The sequence below is a fragment of the Lentibacillus populi genome (genome assembly GCA_014642895.1).
In the GTDB taxonomy this organism is placed as follows: domain Bacteria; phylum Bacillota; class Bacilli; order Bacillales; family Amphibacillaceae; genus Lentibacillus_C; species Lentibacillus_C populi.
Map to the genome: position 1 here is coordinate 34,936 of BMJD01000006.1, position 15,153 is coordinate 50,088.

General features: G+C 40.4%; 19 protein-coding genes and 1 riboswitch. Of the genes, 12 read left to right on the top strand and 7 right to left on the bottom strand.

Translation table 11 applies throughout. From position 1 onward, the window contains the following. Positions 1-396 precede the first annotated feature (396 nt). Both aceA and IEX12_RS06030 read left to right on the top strand, forming a co-directional pair. Positions 397-1,674 (top strand): isocitrate lyase, encoded by a 1,278-nt coding sequence (aceA, locus tag IEX12_RS06025; RefSeq protein WP_088053054.1) that lies wholly within the window; start codon positions 397-399, stop codon positions 1,672-1,674. Between the two features lie 385 nt (positions 1,675-2,059). Further along, the gene (locus IEX12_RS06030) at positions 2,060-2,647 is read left to right on the top strand and encodes a nitroreductase family protein (protein WP_088053055.1); all 588 of its coding nucleotides are present in this window, start codon (positions 2,060-2,062) and stop codon (positions 2,645-2,647) included. A 189-nt stretch (positions 2,648-2,836) separates the two neighbouring features. On the opposite strand, the gene IEX12_RS06035 is transcribed toward IEX12_RS06030, so the two are convergent. Next, positions 2,837-3,421 (bottom strand): YitT family protein, encoded by a 585-nt coding sequence (locus IEX12_RS06035; RefSeq protein WP_088053056.1) that lies wholly within the window; start codon positions 3,419-3,421, stop codon positions 2,837-2,839. Between the two features lie 145 nt (positions 3,422-3,566). Between IEX12_RS06035 and IEX12_RS06040 the strand changes: the two genes are divergently transcribed. The 8 genes from IEX12_RS06040 to IEX12_RS06070 all read left to right on the top strand — a co-directional run bounded on the left by IEX12_RS06040 (position 3,567) and on the right by IEX12_RS06070 (position 10,256). Beyond that, on the top strand, positions 3,567-4,850 hold the full coding sequence (locus tag IEX12_RS06040) for a hemolysin family protein (protein WP_088053057.1): 1,284 nt from the start codon (positions 3,567-3,569) through the stop codon (positions 4,848-4,850). A gap of 141 nt (positions 4,851-4,991) precedes the next feature. Further along, entirely contained in the window at positions 4,992-5,123 is a 132-nt protein-coding gene (locus tag IEX12_RS23320) for a hypothetical protein (RefSeq protein ID WP_269058757.1), read from the top strand. 65 nt (positions 5,124-5,188) lie between these two features. Further along, on the top strand, positions 5,189-6,133 hold the full coding sequence (locus IEX12_RS06045) for an AAA family ATPase (RefSeq protein ID WP_102416314.1): 945 nt from the start codon (positions 5,189-5,191) through the stop codon (positions 6,131-6,133). Beyond that, entirely contained in the window at positions 6,130-7,347 is a 1,218-nt protein-coding gene (locus tag IEX12_RS06050; protein ID WP_155554321.1) for a DUF58 domain-containing protein, read from the top strand. Before IEX12_RS06045 ends, IEX12_RS06050 begins: the two co-directional genes overlap by 4 nt. Further along, the gene (locus tag IEX12_RS06055; protein ID WP_188724791.1) at positions 7,337-8,524 is read left to right on the top strand and encodes a hypothetical protein; all 1,188 of its coding nucleotides are present in this window, start codon (positions 7,337-7,339) and stop codon (positions 8,522-8,524) included. Before IEX12_RS06050 ends, IEX12_RS06055 begins: the two co-directional genes overlap by 11 nt. A gap of 39 nt (positions 8,525-8,563) precedes the next feature. Beyond that, positions 8,564-8,656: riboswitch (guanidine-I (ykkC/yxkD leader) on the top strand. Positions 8,657-8,727: 71 nt separating this feature from the next. Then, positions 8,728-9,066 (top strand): DMT family transporter, encoded by a 339-nt coding sequence (locus tag IEX12_RS06060; protein WP_102414986.1) that lies wholly within the window; start codon positions 8,728-8,730, stop codon positions 9,064-9,066. Between the two features lie 2 nt (positions 9,067-9,068). After that, positions 9,069-9,383: a DMT family transporter gene (locus IEX12_RS06065; protein ID WP_088053061.1), complete on the top strand. Its 315-nt coding sequence runs from the start codon at positions 9,069-9,071 to the stop codon at positions 9,381-9,383. 69 nt (positions 9,384-9,452) lie between these two features. Continuing rightward, positions 9,453-10,256 (top strand): VLRF1 family aeRF1-type release factor, encoded by an 804-nt coding sequence (locus tag IEX12_RS06070; protein ID WP_102414987.1) that lies wholly within the window; start codon positions 9,453-9,455, stop codon positions 10,254-10,256. Between the two features lie 73 nt (positions 10,257-10,329). Here IEX12_RS06070 and IEX12_RS06075 read toward each other — a convergent pair whose 3' ends face one another. From IEX12_RS06075 to IEX12_RS06100, 6 genes are read right to left on the bottom strand one after another with little or no spacing between them, the layout of a single operon-like run. Next, complete coding sequence (locus IEX12_RS06075; protein ID WP_088053063.1) at positions 10,330-10,668, bottom strand: fluoride efflux transporter FluC; 339 nt, start codon at positions 10,666-10,668, stop codon at positions 10,330-10,332. Beyond that, the gene (gene crcB / locus IEX12_RS06080; RefSeq protein WP_088053064.1) at positions 10,665-11,066 is read right to left on the bottom strand and encodes a fluoride efflux transporter CrcB; all 402 of its coding nucleotides are present in this window, start codon (positions 11,064-11,066) and stop codon (positions 10,665-10,667) included. The genes IEX12_RS06075 and crcB overlap by 4 nt, the downstream gene beginning before the upstream one ends. Further along, positions 11,063-11,476, bottom strand: a complete 414-nt coding sequence (locus tag IEX12_RS06085; protein WP_102414988.1) for a Fur family transcriptional regulator — start codon at positions 11,474-11,476, stop codon at positions 11,063-11,065. The genes crcB and IEX12_RS06085 overlap by 4 nt, the downstream gene beginning before the upstream one ends. Beyond that, entirely contained in the window at positions 11,430-12,326 is an 897-nt protein-coding gene (locus tag IEX12_RS06090; RefSeq protein WP_088053066.1) for a metal ABC transporter permease, read from the bottom strand. Before IEX12_RS06090 ends, IEX12_RS06085 begins: the two co-directional genes overlap by 47 nt. Before the next feature lie 13 nt (positions 12,327-12,339). Beyond that, positions 12,340-13,098 (bottom strand): metal ABC transporter ATP-binding protein, encoded by a 759-nt coding sequence (locus IEX12_RS06095; protein ID WP_102414989.1) that lies wholly within the window; start codon positions 13,096-13,098, stop codon positions 12,340-12,342. Positions 13,099-13,106: 8 nt separating this feature from the next. Continuing rightward, positions 13,107-14,051, bottom strand: coding sequence for a metal ABC transporter solute-binding protein, Zn/Mn family (locus IEX12_RS06100; RefSeq protein WP_088053068.1), 945 nt, complete (start codon positions 14,049-14,051; stop codon positions 13,107-13,109). A gap of 174 nt (positions 14,052-14,225) precedes the next feature. Between IEX12_RS06100 and IEX12_RS06105 the strand changes: the two genes are divergently transcribed. Both IEX12_RS06105 and IEX12_RS06110 read left to right on the top strand, forming a co-directional pair. Continuing rightward, positions 14,226-14,735: a PCYCGC motif-containing (lipo)protein gene (locus IEX12_RS06105; RefSeq protein WP_230856011.1), complete on the top strand. Its 510-nt coding sequence runs from the start codon at positions 14,226-14,228 to the stop codon at positions 14,733-14,735. A gap of 62 nt (positions 14,736-14,797) precedes the next feature. Continuing rightward, positions 14,798-15,136, top strand: a complete 339-nt coding sequence (locus IEX12_RS06110; RefSeq protein ID WP_188724792.1) for a hypothetical protein — start codon at positions 14,798-14,800, stop codon at positions 15,134-15,136. Positions 15,137-15,153: the final 17 nt, after the last annotated feature.

Consider the following 15,153-nt stretch of genomic DNA (forward strand, 5'->3'; position numbering starts at 1 on the left):
CAACTCTTATTTTTCCAATTAATTTTAAAAAAAGGGGTTGCATTTTTAAATCGATACACATATACTGTATTATAACAGTAAGAATTAATAATAATTGTTATATAAAAGGGAGGGGGATGCAATTGAATACATCAACTTATGTTCACTGCCAGCAATGTGGCAAACCAATGAATCCAAAAAATTATCTTCAGGAATGTGATTATTGTTTATCTAAGAAGAAGGAGGATTAATTTTTTTGGACATTATGTTATATAACAAGGTAAATAATAACCTGTTGTAGTATAACAAATGTTAAATTGCGAACCGGGAAAAAGCAAATCCGGATGAACATGTTTTCCCCAGATTTACTGAAATGTTAGCGGATGATGACCAATTACTTAAAGGAGGAATTCAATAATGAGAAAGACCAGAATTGAAAAACTGCAAAACGAATGGAAAAATGATTTGCGCTGGATAGGCGTCGAACGGCCGTATACCGCGGAGGATGTTGTGCGCCTGCGCGGTTCCATTGATATGGATTATACACTTGCCAGAAACGGTGCTATGAAACTATGGAAACTGGTTAATGAAGAAAACTATGTCAACGCATTAGGGGCATCAACAGGGAATCAGGCGGTCCAGCAGGTGAAAGCGGGTTTGAAAGCGATATACTTAAGTGGCTGGCAGGTTGCAGCCGATGCAAATTTAGCGGGCCAGATGTATCCGGATCAAAGCTTATATCCGGCAAACAGTGTACCGAATGTAGTGAAGCGAATAAATCAGGCGTTACAACGTGCTGATCAGATACATTATGCGGAAGGGAAGGAAGAAATCGACTGGTTTGCGCCGATTGTTGCCGATGCGGAGGCGGGGTTTGGCGGTCAATTAAATGTCTTTGAATTGATGAAGGCCATGATTGAAGCTGGAGCATCAGGTGTTCATTTTGAGGATCAGCTGTCATCTGAGAAAAAATGTGGCCATTTAGGTGGAAAAGTATTGCTGCCAACACAAACCGCTGTACGAAATTTGATAGCTGCACGGTTTGCGGCGGATGTAATGGGAACGCCAACAGTTGTTATTGCAAGAACAGATGCCAATGCAGCAAATTTAATTACTAGTGATGTTGATCCATATGATACACCATTTATGACAGGTGAACGGACGGCAGAAGGCTTTTACAAAACAAGGGCAGGTATTGATCAGGCAATCTCCAGAGGAATCGCCTACGCGCCATATGCCGATTTAATCTGGTGTGAGACATCGGAACCAAACTTACAGGAGGCACAAAAATTTGCTGATGCTATCCATGAAAAATATCCGAATAAATTGTTAGCCTATAATTGTTCTCCATCATTTAACTGGAAGCGTAAACTATCAGATGATGAAATTGCCGGGTTCCAGCAGGAGCTTGGGAGAATGGGATACAAATTCCAGTTCGTCACATTGGCAGGTTTTCATGCGCTGAATCATAGCATGTTTGAATTGGCAAGAGATTATAACAATAACGGTATGGCTGCCTATTCAAAATTACAGCAAGCGGAATTTGCCAGTGAATCGTACGGCTACAGTGCCACCCGTCACCAACGTGAGGTCGGAACCGGTTATTTTGATGAAGTAGCACAAGTAATTGCTGGAGGTACCTCCTCAACGGCGGCATTAAAAGGATCGACGGAGGAAGAGCAGTTTACAAGCTAGAAAATGATATGAAAAATTTATATTGAAACATGTGATATTAAAGTAATCACCTTGCTGATCAAGACAATGGTGATTACTTTTTTCACTTCTTAAAGTTGCCCCTTACCGAATTATTGGACAAGGCTTGTGTACGTTTGCAGTTCGTTTTAATTAAATATAAATTTGCAAAACCCATTAGGTCACCACAATTGGCAGTAACTCTCTGTTTCTTCAACTTTACCGTCCTACCTATATATGTTAATCGAAAAGGGAGCCACTATAAGTTTGTGAAGGGGTTAACTTAGTTATTAAAAGTCAAATGGTTTCAAAAAGTAACTAAACCATGTATAATAGTCTCGGAGTTTATTTCTAACTAACATTAATGCAATTAGGAGGAAAGTCTTCAATGATTGAAGTAGAAGCGTTTCGAAAAGCGTCATATGATATTGACCCAATTTACGTAAATCGCTGGTCTCCAAGATCATTTTTGGATAAAGAGGTACCAGAGGATATTCTTCATAGTGTTTTTGAAGCCGCACGGTGGGCTCCGTCTGCTGCAAACATTCAGCCATGGAGGTTTGTGACGGCTCGAAAACAAACAGACCGAGAAAGGTTTCTTACTTTTATCAATGAAGGAAACGTTGCCTGGTGTAAGAAAGCACCAGTTCTTATTGCGGTAATATCGAAAACGGATTCCGAAACAACCGGAGGACACAACCAGGCACATGCATTTGATACAGGAACAGCCTGGGGGTACCTGGCCTTGGAAGCCTTCCGTAAAGGTCTTATCACACATGCTATGGGTGGTTTTGACCGTGAAAAAGCAAAGGAAGTATTAAATATTCCGGAAAACTATAACGTGCATGCAATCGTTGCTTTGGGGTATAAAGGGGAAAAAGATTTATTGATGGAGCAGTATCGTGACCGGGAAAAACCTTCAAGCCGTAAAGAAGTGGAAGAATTTATGTTTGAAGGTACCTTTGCTGAAAAATAAACAATAGTTGATGCCCTTTCCTGTTATGGCAAGGGGCATTTTTATTGGCTTTTTTGGTGAGCTGCTGAAGTTTCTGGACTGAAGTTTTAAAAAACACTGAGGTTTGGCCGAAAGTTGCTGGACTGGAGTTGAAAAATGCTGAAGATTCATTGTAAGCCGCTGAACTTGGGAGTAACAGGCACCTGCCTGTCAGCTCCTGTTTCGCTTAGGGGCAAAGCAGCTAGTAATAAAGGAGGTAGTTAATCCAACCATTAACACCATAATAGCGGAATAAGTAATAGTTGCCTCCTGTATAACGATCCATCCAAAGAGAATGACTATACTATCAATCATTAAAATATAAATACCGACATTAATAGATGTCAGCTTGGACAACATTAAAGCTAGCAAGTCTGTCCCACCAGTGCTAATATTCGCTAATAGCATAATACCGACACCTGTACCAATTAGCAGACCGCCAGTCAATGAGCTAATCAGGATAGGTGCTGTATACATATGGGATAATGGGCGAAAATAATCGATAAGAAACGAGGAAAATAATAGCCCGTGCAGTCCATTATAAAAGTATTTCCGATAATGAAACCAGGCAATCATGTACAAGGGAAGGCTTAGCACGATAATTGTTAACCCTGGTTGTAAACCTACTGTATATTTGGCAATTAGTCCTAAACCTATGATTCCCCCATCCAACAAGTGATTTGGGATTAAAAAGCAATTGATGCCAATTGCTACACAAACACTGCCGATAATAATTGATACGATTTTTTGGACCATATATTTATCCACCTGCCAAACCTGTCCAAACTACATCTTACTAATAGATATGATTGAAAAGGCTGAATTATCCATTACGTGTTAGCTGTTTTGGTAAAAAAATATGTTAGGAGGTGGGCTCCTGCATTATACGGCAGGAAACAAAATGGATATTATTAATTTATTGCTGATTATTATATTGATCGCTTTGACTGCATTTTTTGTTGCAACTGAATTTTCAATTGTAAAGGTACGGCCAACCAGAATCGATCAACTAATTGCTGAAGGGAACAAAAATGCCCTGCATGCGAAGAAAATTATTGATAATTTGGATACGTACTTGTCCGCAAGTCAGCTGGGTATTACGGTTACAGCATTAGGTTTAGGGTGGCTCGGGGAACCAACAATAAAAGTATTAATTGATCCTGTTTTCGAAAGACTGGGGTTAAATATGGCTTTAGCATCCATATTATCGTTTATTATTGCGTTTTTGCTCATTACGTTTTTAAATGTTGTTATTGGGGAGTTAGCTCCAAAATCAATCGCTATCCAAAAGGCGGAAACGGTGACATTATTATTTGCCAAACCGCTTATCGTTTTTTATAAATTGATGTTCCCGTTCATTTGGATCTTAAATGGATCATCACGATTCATTATTCGTTTGTTCGGTTTTAAACCTGCCAACGAGAGTGAAGCAGCACTCACGGAAGAAGAATTACGGCTGATATTATCGGAAAGCTATGAAGGCGGTGAAATTAATCAGGCGGAAATGATGTATGTCAATAACATATTTGAATTTGATGAACGGATGGCCAAAGAAATCATGGTTCCCCGTACGGAAATGGTCTGCTTTTTTAAAGATAATGACAAAAAGGAGAATATTGCTGTCGTCCGGGAGAAACAATTTACCCGGTATCCGGTTGCGGAAGGCGATAAAGACCATATCGTCGGATTAGTAAATATCAAGGAACTTTTTACGAATCATCTCAAGAATGAGGAGGAATCCATTGCACCCTTGATTAGGCCGATCCTCTACTTTTCCGAATCAACGCCAATTAAACAGGCCCTGATCAAAATGCAGAAGGAACGTATTCATATGGGGATTGTCATTGATGAATACGGTGGGACTGCGGGATTAATAACGGTTGAGGATATTCTGGAAGAAATTGTCGGTGAAATCCGGGATGAATTCGATATGAATGAAAAACCAATGATTGAGAAGGTGGACGATACGACCACTGTTGTCGCTGGGAAGGTGCTATTAGAGGAAATAAATGATTTATTTGGTACTGACTTGCAAGAAGATGATGTTGATACAATTGGCGGCTGGATGATCACGAACAATATGGATGCGAAACAAGGCACAACTCTCGAGCATGGTGGTTACCGATTTATTGTAGTAGAAATCGATGGGCACCAGATTAAGAAGGTTAAAATAAGAAAGATTTAAGGTAAACTCCTAGCAGGGTTTGTCTTTTTTTTGATGACTGGAAAGTATATAATAGTAGAAAAGATAAGAAAATTGTTAATAGGGGTAAACCATATTCAAAAATGGAAGCAGCCGTAATAATGACGGGATCTGCTGCAGCTGTTGCTGTGTTATATTGCATTAAGAATAACAATCGTTACCCTTGCCACTGCCATGCTGATCATTGCAGCCATCGTAACTGTTATGGTAGTACGGCCAACAAAAGCAGTCTATTTTAAAGAAGCATCTTCATAATGGAAACCTTTTCATCGTTATAATTGAATGGAACAAATAAAAAAACGAGAAAGGCTGGCAACAAAATGGAAAAATTGAATCAAGCAAAAGAGAAGTTAAATAGGGTTATTTTTGGAAAGGAGGAGATTGTCGATTTATTATTTATTGCCCTGATCGCCGGAGGGCATGTGCTCCTGGAAAGTGTTCCGGGGACAGGCAAAACGAAACTTGCGAAAAGCTTTGCCAAGGTGATTGATGGAAAATTTAACAGGGTGCAATTTACACCGGATGTGTTGCCAAGTGATGTCACCGGGATCCGCATTTTTAATCCGAAGACTCAGGAATTTGAACTGAACGTTGGGCCGGTCGTGACGAATATCCTGCTGGCAGATGAAATCAACCGGGCTACACCGAAAACGCAATCAAGTCTGCTTGAGGTAATGGAAGAATATCAAACGACAATTGATGGAGAAACAATCAAGGTCGATGCTCCGTTTCTGGTCATCGCCACACAAAATCCAGTGGAAAATAATTATGGTACATTCCCATTGCCGGAAGCACAACTCGATCGCTTTTTGTTTAAAATTGATTTAGGCTATCCATCAATGGAAGAAGAAAAGCATATTTTACATACCTATCGTACCGATGACCCGTTTGCATCACTTACGGCATCGTTAACACTGGAGAATATTCGCGGATTGCAGGAGGAAATCAAACAGATTACGGTTTCTGACGTTGTCACCGATTATTTGGTCGCACTTGTAAGGTATTCCCGTGAGCATACCGACGTGGAATTGGGAATCAGTCCACGTGGAACATTGGCACTCATGCGAGCCGCACAAGCCCGGGCATACATAGAGCAAAGAGACTACGTTCGTCCAGACGACATCAAAGCATTAGTACCTTATGTGTTCGAGCATCGCCTGATTTTGTCCTTGGAAGGCTCGATTAAAAAGACCCCGTCTCAGGTTGTCGGGGAAATTCTGACCGAGGTGGAAGTACCTGTTGAAGTTGGAGCAGATCAGGCATGATATGGCAGAAGGAGTTTGGTCAGGCAAATAGAACGAACACCGATTACATACTTGCGGCAATTGTTGTTCTGGTGGCGATCGGTTTTTTCTTCAAAAAACCAATCTTGTTTTTGATCGTCGGCTTATTTGCGGCATACCTGTTATTGAACAAGTTGTATGACAAAAAAATTGGCGGGAAGCTGGAATTAAAAAATCACCGGCAAGTGTTGCGGATGTTCCCGGGTGATCATGCGGAAATTCAGTTTGAATTGCAAAACCGTTCCATTTTTCCGATTATCAATGGGGAGTTGCAATTCCAGACAGACCAAGCCATTAAGGCAACAAACTATGTTGAATCAGCGAACAAGCATTGGAATCAATTCCACATGCCATTGTCTGTTATCGGGAAAGGGAAGGTAACGATCAAACTGCCGATTCGGGCGGAAAAACGTGGTACATCAAGGGTGAAGAACATTCAGTATCTATTTCCACACTTATTGAATTTTGACAATGTAACATTGAAATACAATCCGTTTTTTTACACGGAGTATGTTGTTTATCCCAAGCTGCTTCCGGTAAAAGGATTGGAGTCGCTATCCTATGTCACGCCTGGATCACAGCGAACAAACTTTTCGCCATATGAAGATTTACAAAGCTTGCGCGGAACAAGGACGTACAGCTATCACGATCCATTTTACCGGATTAATTGGAAAGCAAGCGCGAAAACACAGGAATTGCAAACCAATGTTTACGAACGAGTCGTTGATATGTCATATCTATTTTTGGTCAATATTGGGGTTCCCCATGGGTTGAATATCGCACAATTGACGAGGAATCTGGAAGATCTGCTGTCCCATACAGCTTATTTATGCGAATATGCAACGAAACAAGGTGTTTCCTTTGAAATTGCAATCAATGCCCGAAAACCCGGGAAAACACCGTACGTTTTCCTGCCGGAAGGGGAAGGGAAGACACATTATGTTCACGCACTTGAACTTTTGGCACGGGTACATCCCCAGGCAATGGTTATTCCGTTTGAGCAAATGCTATATCGGGTTGGGCAAAAATTTGATAAACCAAAAACAATTATTGTGCTTGGAGAAATTCCGGCCGGAGCAGTACAGATGATGGATAACTGGAAATACAAGCAAAAAAACATCTTTCATGTTGAGACTGTAGCGGATGGGGCTTATATGAAACGTTGGGAAAAGAGTGAGCTTGATCATGCAAAATAAACATCCAATTATTACGTATGCATATCATTTTATGAGTGAAGCAATCATTTTATTTCTAATCTCTCTGCCTATTCTGTTCTATCACTACGAGTGGGTTCCATACGGTCTTTATGCTGTACTTGTTGCTGGGATTTGTACACTGTTTTCCATTTATACAAAATTCTTCAAAGGGTATTTGCCATATATCGTAACGGCACCAGTTTTGGTCATTATCTTTATCGTTAGCGGTTTTCCGATCATAATCGGGGTCGTGCTTCCTGGTATGCTAACTTGGCGGTACATCAATATCCGCAGTGAAACGATTTTGGCGCGGGAAAATACTTATATCCGGATCACCTTGATTCTTGGTACCGGACTGATGCTGCTGATAAATGATTTCCAAATTATCATCTATACTTTTTTGCAGTTTTTACTACTGATTGTTGGGTATATTTGCAGCCATTTAACGGTAATAAAAAAAGAAGAACGAAAACGGTTTGATAGGAAATTATGGTTGTTGATTGCTGGCATTTTTACAGCTGGTACCGTAATTATTTTTACTTTATTTGATACAGGCCGCTATGTTTTTCTGAAAATTGGCGAGGGGCTTAGCTATATTGCGGCTATCGTAGTAAGCAAGCTGGCATTTCTGTTTCAGAATTTGGATTTCGATAACGTACAACTCCCGGACGAATCATCACCAATGGGACAGCAGGAAAACAAACTGAAGCAAATGGAACAGGTTGAGCCCTCCTTTATGGAAAAAATATTACCGTTTATTTATTGGGGGCTGGTGATTGTCACGCTAGCGTTTGTTATTTTTCTCATGATTCGCTTTCTGAAAAAGCAATTTGTTGTCAGAGAACAAATCGGTACGAGTGAAGCAGTCATTTATGGAGAGCTTGATCAAGACGAGCGGAAAAAACGTTCCATCTTAAGTAAGCTATTTGGTGGCTATTTTCAAAAACCTGATCATCCTGTCCGGAAAATGGTGTATCAATTTGAACAAAAAGCAGCAAAAAGTGGATATGGACGCAATGCATATGAAACCATAGAGGATTGGTTTAGGCGAATTGGCATCAATGCAGACCTTGCTGTATATCAAAAGGTACGTTATGGGGGTGATGAAGTGAATGAAGCAGAGATTACCGATTTGAAACGTCAACTAGGGGAGATGGAAGAGGAATTTGCAGACTAAAATTGACGGCCATGCATATAACGGCTATACTCTTATATAATAACAGTTTTCTAGGGTTCCACAATGTAAATTGGACTGGTCCGAGAGAAAACGCACGGAACGTGTACACGGAGGGATAAAAGCCCGGGAGGATATCTAAAAGTGGATATCAGCCTGGGTTTTTTTCTGCTTTTAGGTAATAAATAACAATGAGGTGATGAAGGATGAAACAAGATTGGAGTTACGTATTTATAGCAGGAATATTTGAAATAGGCTGGGCGATCGGCTTAAAGCATGCTTTTAATGTTGGAACATGGTTACTAACTGCGATTGCCATTTATGCGAGTATGCATTTCTTAATTATCGCTTCCAAAAAGCTTCCAGTTGGCACAACCTATGCAGTATTTACCGGCATGGGTACTGCAGGTACGGTTGTTTTTGACATGGCTGTATTTCATGAGCCATTCAGCTTTGCAAAAATATTGCTCATTTTATTGCTATTAAGTGGAGTCATTGGTCTTAAAACGATCACAAAGGCACCTGAGACAGAAGGAGAGAATTAGAAATGGCGTGGCTATTGCTTATCATTGCCGGGGTCGGGGAAGTGATTGGAGTTGCGGGTATTAATAAAGTTAATCAAGAGAAAAGCGTTTCAGCATTTATCACCTTGATTGGCGGTTTTGTCATGAGTTTTGTATTCCTGTCGATTGCGATGGAATCCTTGCCGATGAGTACGGCATATGCTGTCTGGACAGGCATGGGTACAGTTGGCAGTGCCCTTGTCGGCATGGTTGTTTATGGGGAGTCGAAGGATTGGCGCAGGATCTTGTTTATTAGCATGATTTTATCCGCAGCAGTAGGGTTGAAATTAATCTCTTAGTCTATGTTTATCCTTTCGTGTTTTCGGCTACAGGTAATTAAGAAATTTGTAAAGGGGTGCCGATCATTAATGGAATTACATGAGGAGATCAGGAAACTTGAAAACGTAAGAAAAGACAGTACAAATAAAGTGTTTACCATGTACTTGAATACAGATCCATCAGACCCAGAGCAGCAAGGTGGCGAATGGAAAATCCACTTAAAGAACGGGTTGCGCAATTTCGAACAATATTTGGTTGAAGATGATGATAAGGAAGAACTGAAAAATTTTCAGCTGGTTCAGCAAAAGGTAGAAAAATATGTACGGGTAAATGAACAAAACTTTCGAAAAGGAATCATTCTATTCGCAACTGCAGATGAAACAGTCTGGTTTGCCATACGTGTCCAGTTGCGGTTGAAAACAGAATTTTTCTGGGAGAATGCACCGGTAACCGAACAATTCAAGCAATTATATGCGTCATTTCCTAAATCTGGTGTCATTCTTGTACAGCAGGATCAGGTTAAGGTGGTTGAAGCGGAGATTGGGGATATACTTGATACTGCCTATTATGAACTGGATATTGAAACCGACCATTGGCGGCAATTCACCGGTCCTCATAAAGCAGATGCATCAATGGGAAAAGGCGGTAAGAGTTTGAAACAAGATGAGTTTCAGGACCGCTATGAGGCCAATAAACAAAGATGGTATAAAAGCATCGCACCAAAGCTGGACAAGCGTGCCAAGGACAAAGGGTGGGAAGAAATTTATATTATTGGCGAATCCGATGCCTCTCAAGAAATAAGAGCACAAATGAATAAGCCAGTCGACAAGGTCATCCAGAAAAATATGCTTGAGCATGAAGAATCCAAGGTACTGGAGGAAGTGTTTGGATGAATTGAAAAAGGGATTTAAAAGTCAATTTGGCTTTTAAATCCCTTTTGCTCAGTAGTTTATAAAAAGTTTTGGTTTAAATTAAAACCAAATAAACAGCTAACAATGATACTGCCAGCGAACCAGCAATATACCCTGCTGCCGTCCAATATTTTTTATCAAAAATCAGCTGCAATGTTTCGTTGCCAAATGTTGAAAAGGTTGTATAGGCTCCGCAAAACCCGACACCAAAAAGTGCCCACATCCATTCTGTAAGTAATCCATCTTGCTGATAATAGACTGCGATAGCCAAGAGAATCGATCCGGTAATATTGGCGATCCACGTACCAATTAAATGTTTATTCGCCTTTACTGAAATATAAAAACGGAGGATACTGCCGAAAAAACCGCCTATTGCTACGGAAAGAAAACTCATGACTGAACCTCTCTTTCCCTAGCGGACATAAAACCTAGATAGCAGTACCCTAATCCGCCAAAAATACTAACCAGCAGATAAACAAAAGCCAAAAAGATGTCTGTCTCCCACAATTCAATCGTTTCCACTGCAAAAGTCGAGAACGTGGTGAATGCCCCAATCATCCCGGTACCAAGTGCGGCAAATAATTCAGGAGACAGTTTTTTCTTTATGGCCTGCTTATTCAGTAAAAAGCTTAACAAATAACATCCGACCAAATTCGCGATCAATGTTGCATATGGAAAAATCCCGTTGGAAGCAAACAGGAGTGAGATACCGTAACGCGCCATAGCGCCGAACATACCACCGATACCAACAGCAAGATAAAGTTTGAAGGAATTTTGATTACTTACTTTCATGCTGTTTGGCATGCCGGACATATACCGTAAATTTCAAATTTATGACCCTCAATACTATAGTTTGTCAGCTCGTTCACTGCCTCTTCCATTGGGCAAACAGCAATTTCCTTCGTTCTGCCGCAATCCTTGCAAATAAAATGGTGATGATGGTGACTCGTACAGCTAATGCGGAAAAGTTTTTCCCCATTAAGTTCAGTCGTTTCCAGGATGCCAACCTCGTTAAATAGATGCAGGTTACGATAAACCGTATCAAAACTAATTCCTGGATAAGTTGGTTCCATAAATTGAATTAAATCCTTTGCCGTACGATAGCCGTCCGCCTTTGCAAAGAAAGTTATGATATCCTTTCTTTTTTTCGTCGTTTTATAGCCTTTTTCTTTTAAATTCTGAATCGCTTCTTGAAGTTTCATTTGAAATCCCTCTTCCTTTAAAAGTGAAATTAAACCGCTTCATCCCGATCGAGGCAAGTAAGATAATAATCGAAATCAGAACAATCGTACCTCCAGGTGGGATGCTGAAATAATAACCGGATATTAATCCAAGAATAACAGCTAGTTCGCCAAAGACAATCGATAGGATCATTGTTTGTTTAAAACCCCTGGCCAGTCGCATGCTGGCCGCCACCGGAAGTGTCATTAACGCGGATACGAGCAGTACACCGACAATTCGAATCGACGCTGCGATGACGAGTGCCGTTAAAACGATAAAAAGCAAATGAATGCGTTTGGCATGAATTCCTGCAACGGATGCATGTTCTTCATCAAACGATAAAGCAAATAATTCTTTATAAAATAAAAAGATTATCAGCACGACAAAAATGGATATTCCTAAAATTGTAAACAAGTCCTTCTGGCTGACCGCCGATACAGAACCAAATAAATAATTAAAAAGCTCGGTATTAAACCCGTTTGCTAAGGAAATAAAAATAACACTCAGTCCAACGCCACCAGATAAAATAATCGGGATAGCAATCTCCTGGTATGCTTTATAAACGCCACGTAGTTTCTCAATAAAAATGGAGCCGAGCACGGAAAATGCCATTCCCCCATATAAGGGGGTAATAATCGTTGTGGCAAGCTTCTTTTCCAGTAATAAACCAAATGCTATCCCGGCCAGCGTGACATGGGAAAGGGCATCGGCAATTAACGACAGGCGTCTGACAACAATAAATGTCCCGAGTAACGGAGCAATGATACCGATAAGTAAACCGGTTAAAAAAGTGTTTCGTAAAAAATCGTATTGCAAAATATCTGAAAGCATTGTGTCACCTCTATTATATATGATTGTGGGTAACAATGTTAACCGGATGCCCGTAAAACTGCGAAAAATCTTGTTCCGTTAATGACGCATATTTAGCAGGACTTCCGTGGAAATGCATTGTTTTATTCAGACACACGATATCGGTTGCATATTCGGTCATGATCCCGGTGTCATGCGTTACAAGCAGCAAGGTTATCCCCTTGTCCCGGTTTAATTGATAGAGTATCTCATAGAAACGTTTGACATTTTCCGCATCGACCCCAACGGTAGGCTCATCCAGGATAAGCAATTCAGGCTCGTTTACAAGAGCCCGGGCAATGAAAACGCGCTGTTGCTGTCCGCCTGATAGATTTCCTACATTTTGATGGGTGTAATCGGTCATGCCAACTTGATCAATTGCCTGCAGGATCTTTTCTTTATGATGCTTTTTGAAAAACTTTAAATAGCCAATTTTAGCGGTAAGCCCCATCGATACAACTTCATAAACAGTAGCTGGAAATCCTTTATTAAAGGCATTGGCTTTTTGAGAAACGAAACCGATTCGCTCCCAGTCATGAAATTTTTCGGTTGGCTGGTCAAAAAGCTCGATAGTACCCGAATCCGGTTTTAGTATTCCAAGAATTAATTTGATGAAGGTCGTTTTTCCGCCGCCGTTTGGACCGACCAGCCCCATAAACGCACCTGGTAGTAATGTGAAATTAATATGATCCAGTACCTCTTTTTTATCATATCTGTAGTGGATATTTTTCATGGTTATCACTGACTCGTTCATGGTTGTTTTCACCTTCCCTCGTCTATTGCCTTATCCAGCACTTCCAGGTTGTGCTTCATTAAGGATAAATAATCTTCTTCATTTTTTATGTCATCCTCAGTAAGGACGGATAAATTATGAATACGTAAAACCTTTGCACCTAGCTGATCTTGCATAATTGTTGATACACGATCGGAACTGTTTTGTTCAAAAAGAATATAGTGCAGTTTATATTCTTTCGCCTGATCAATAATGGAAGTTAACTCTTTTTGGGACGGCTCATCACTCGATGACAGCCCTTTGATCGCCACTTGTTCAATTCCATATCGTTCTTCCCAATATCCGTATGCGGCGTGCGTCACCAGTATTTTTTTATTTGCTTTCGCCTTAAGTGTTTCTTGATAGCTATTATCCAGATTAAGCAAATCTTCTTTTAGTGCATTGAAATTGTCTGTATAAAGTGTTTTTTTATCCGGATTTAACTCGATTAATTCTTGCTTGATTAAATCAGCCATATCGATCATTCGTAATGGATCAAGCCAAATATGTGGGTTATGGTCACCATGGTGATGTCCGTCATCAGCATGATCCGCATCCTCATGGTGTTCTGCATCTGTATGAAAGAGCTCCTCATGTTTTCCCAGCTCGACTAACTGGACACCCTCTGATTGCAGTGCGTCTGCTGCGCTTTCCGCAAAGCCTTCCATGCCAGCACCCAAATAAATAAATGCATCACCGGACGCGATCGATGTCATTGTTTTAGTTGTCGGTTCATAGGTGTGTGCATCAACACCAGGTGGGTAGACAGACTTGGCATCAACCGTGTCACCACCAATCCGCTCCACAGCATATTGAATCGGATAAATCGATGTATAAATGGTTAGTCCTTCTTTGTCACTATCCTTTGCCGCATTACACCCAGCAACGGTTAGTGCTAATAGTATAAATGTAATGATTATAACATTTCGCTTCAATCATATTCCTCCTTGTTATTTCCTAAATCATCATACAGTAATGATTACGATTTGTAAACTGTAATGATTACGTTTTTTAAAAACGTCGTAAAATGTTCATGATTATGCCACCAATAACTGTTCTGTATTCGATATTATTATCGTAGAAGAAAAGCGAAAGGGTGGCATTTTACTTTGAAAAAGTTTATGTTTCTGTTTTTAGTGTTATTGGTAGCGCTTGTGGCCTGTTCCAATGATAAGGCGATTTCGGAGCAGCAGGATCAAACATCCGGGGAATTACATGTTGATCAATCATTGGATGGACTTTCCTACAACATGGAAAAAGAAGCATGGTCCGAGACAATGGTCCAGTTTTTTGGCGAGGTTGATGATCCCCGTGTAAAAGGTGCGTATGAACTGGCAATCAATCATTCAGATGTACTGGATTATATGCCTTGTTATTGTGGCTGCTATGACAGCAATGGCCATGAAAGCAATACGGATTGTTTTGTTGATAAGTTTAATGGAAAAATTGCTGAACTTGATAGTATGGGCTTTAGCTGTGGTATTTGTATTGATATCGCTAAAACTGCTGTTGCGAAATATAAAGACGGTGAATCGCTAAAAGATATTCGAAAACTTATTGACGATACGTTTGGCGGGAATGGAATTGGTCCAACACCAACACCAATGCCAGCGGGTTGATGATAAATCCTGGAGCTGACACTTTTTAACACGTGTCAGCTATCGTCCATCCGGGTGGTTTGATGGAGGAGTCGATCTTAAGGACATTGGCAGGGATAATCAGTCTATCTGCAGTGTATAACATCAACAGGAAACAGTGGAACATCGGCAGTGAATTGTATAACATCACCAGGAAACAGCGGAACATCGGCAGTGAATTGTATAACATCAACAGGAAACAGCGGAACATCGGCAGTGAATTGTATAACATCACCAGGAAACAGCGGAACATCGACAGTGAATTGCATAACATCACCAGGAAACAGTGGAACATCGGCAGTGAAAGCGAAACATCAATAGTAATCTACGCGCAACAACAGCATGTTTTCCTAACATATCCACTACCACCCTGCAAATCATAATAAATCCTAAACTTTTT

Bases quoted from the DNA above. Each gene is read 5' to 3' on its own strand.
- aceA (WP_088053054.1), top strand. From the start codon at position 397: ATGAGAAAGACCAGAATTGAAAAACTGCAAAACGAATGGAAAAATGAT.
- IEX12_RS06030 (WP_088053055.1), top strand. From the start codon at position 2,060: ATGATTGAAGTAGAAGCGTTTCGAAAAGCGTCATATGATATTGACCCA.
- IEX12_RS06035 (WP_088053056.1), bottom strand. From the start codon at position 3,421: ATGGTCCAAAAAATCGTATCAATTATTATCGGCAGTGTTTGTGTAGCA.
- IEX12_RS06040 (WP_088053057.1), top strand. From the start codon at position 3,567: ATGGATATTATTAATTTATTGCTGATTATTATATTGATCGCTTTGACT.
- IEX12_RS06045 (WP_102416314.1), top strand. From the start codon at position 5,189: ATGGAAAAATTGAATCAAGCAAAAGAGAAGTTAAATAGGGTTATTTTT.
- IEX12_RS06050 (WP_155554321.1), top strand. From the start codon at position 6,130: ATGATATGGCAGAAGGAGTTTGGTCAGGCAAATAGAACGAACACCGAT.
- IEX12_RS06055 (WP_188724791.1), top strand. From the start codon at position 7,337: ATGCAAAATAAACATCCAATTATTACGTATGCATATCATTTTATGAGT.
- IEX12_RS06060 (WP_102414986.1), top strand. From the start codon at position 8,728: ATGAAACAAGATTGGAGTTACGTATTTATAGCAGGAATATTTGAAATA.
- IEX12_RS06065 (WP_088053061.1), top strand. From the start codon at position 9,069: ATGGCGTGGCTATTGCTTATCATTGCCGGGGTCGGGGAAGTGATTGGA.
- IEX12_RS06070 (WP_102414987.1), top strand. From the start codon at position 9,453: ATGGAATTACATGAGGAGATCAGGAAACTTGAAAACGTAAGAAAAGAC.
- IEX12_RS06075 (WP_088053063.1), bottom strand. From the start codon at position 10,668: ATGAGTTTTCTTTCCGTAGCAATAGGCGGTTTTTTCGGCAGTATCCTC.
- crcB (WP_088053064.1), bottom strand. From the start codon at position 11,066: ATGAAAGTAAGTAATCAAAATTCCTTCAAACTTTATCTTGCTGTTGGT.
- IEX12_RS06085 (WP_102414988.1), bottom strand. From the start codon at position 11,476: ATGAAACTTCAAGAAGCGATTCAGAATTTAAAAGAAAAAGGCTATAAA.
- IEX12_RS06090 (WP_088053066.1), bottom strand. From the start codon at position 12,326: ATGCTTTCAGATATTTTGCAATACGATTTTTTACGAAACACTTTTTTA.
- IEX12_RS06095 (WP_102414989.1), bottom strand. From the start codon at position 13,098: ATGAACGAGTCAGTGATAACCATGAAAAATATCCACTACAGATATGAT.
- IEX12_RS06110 (WP_188724792.1), top strand. From the start codon at position 14,798: ATGGAGGAGTCGATCTTAAGGACATTGGCAGGGATAATCAGTCTATCT.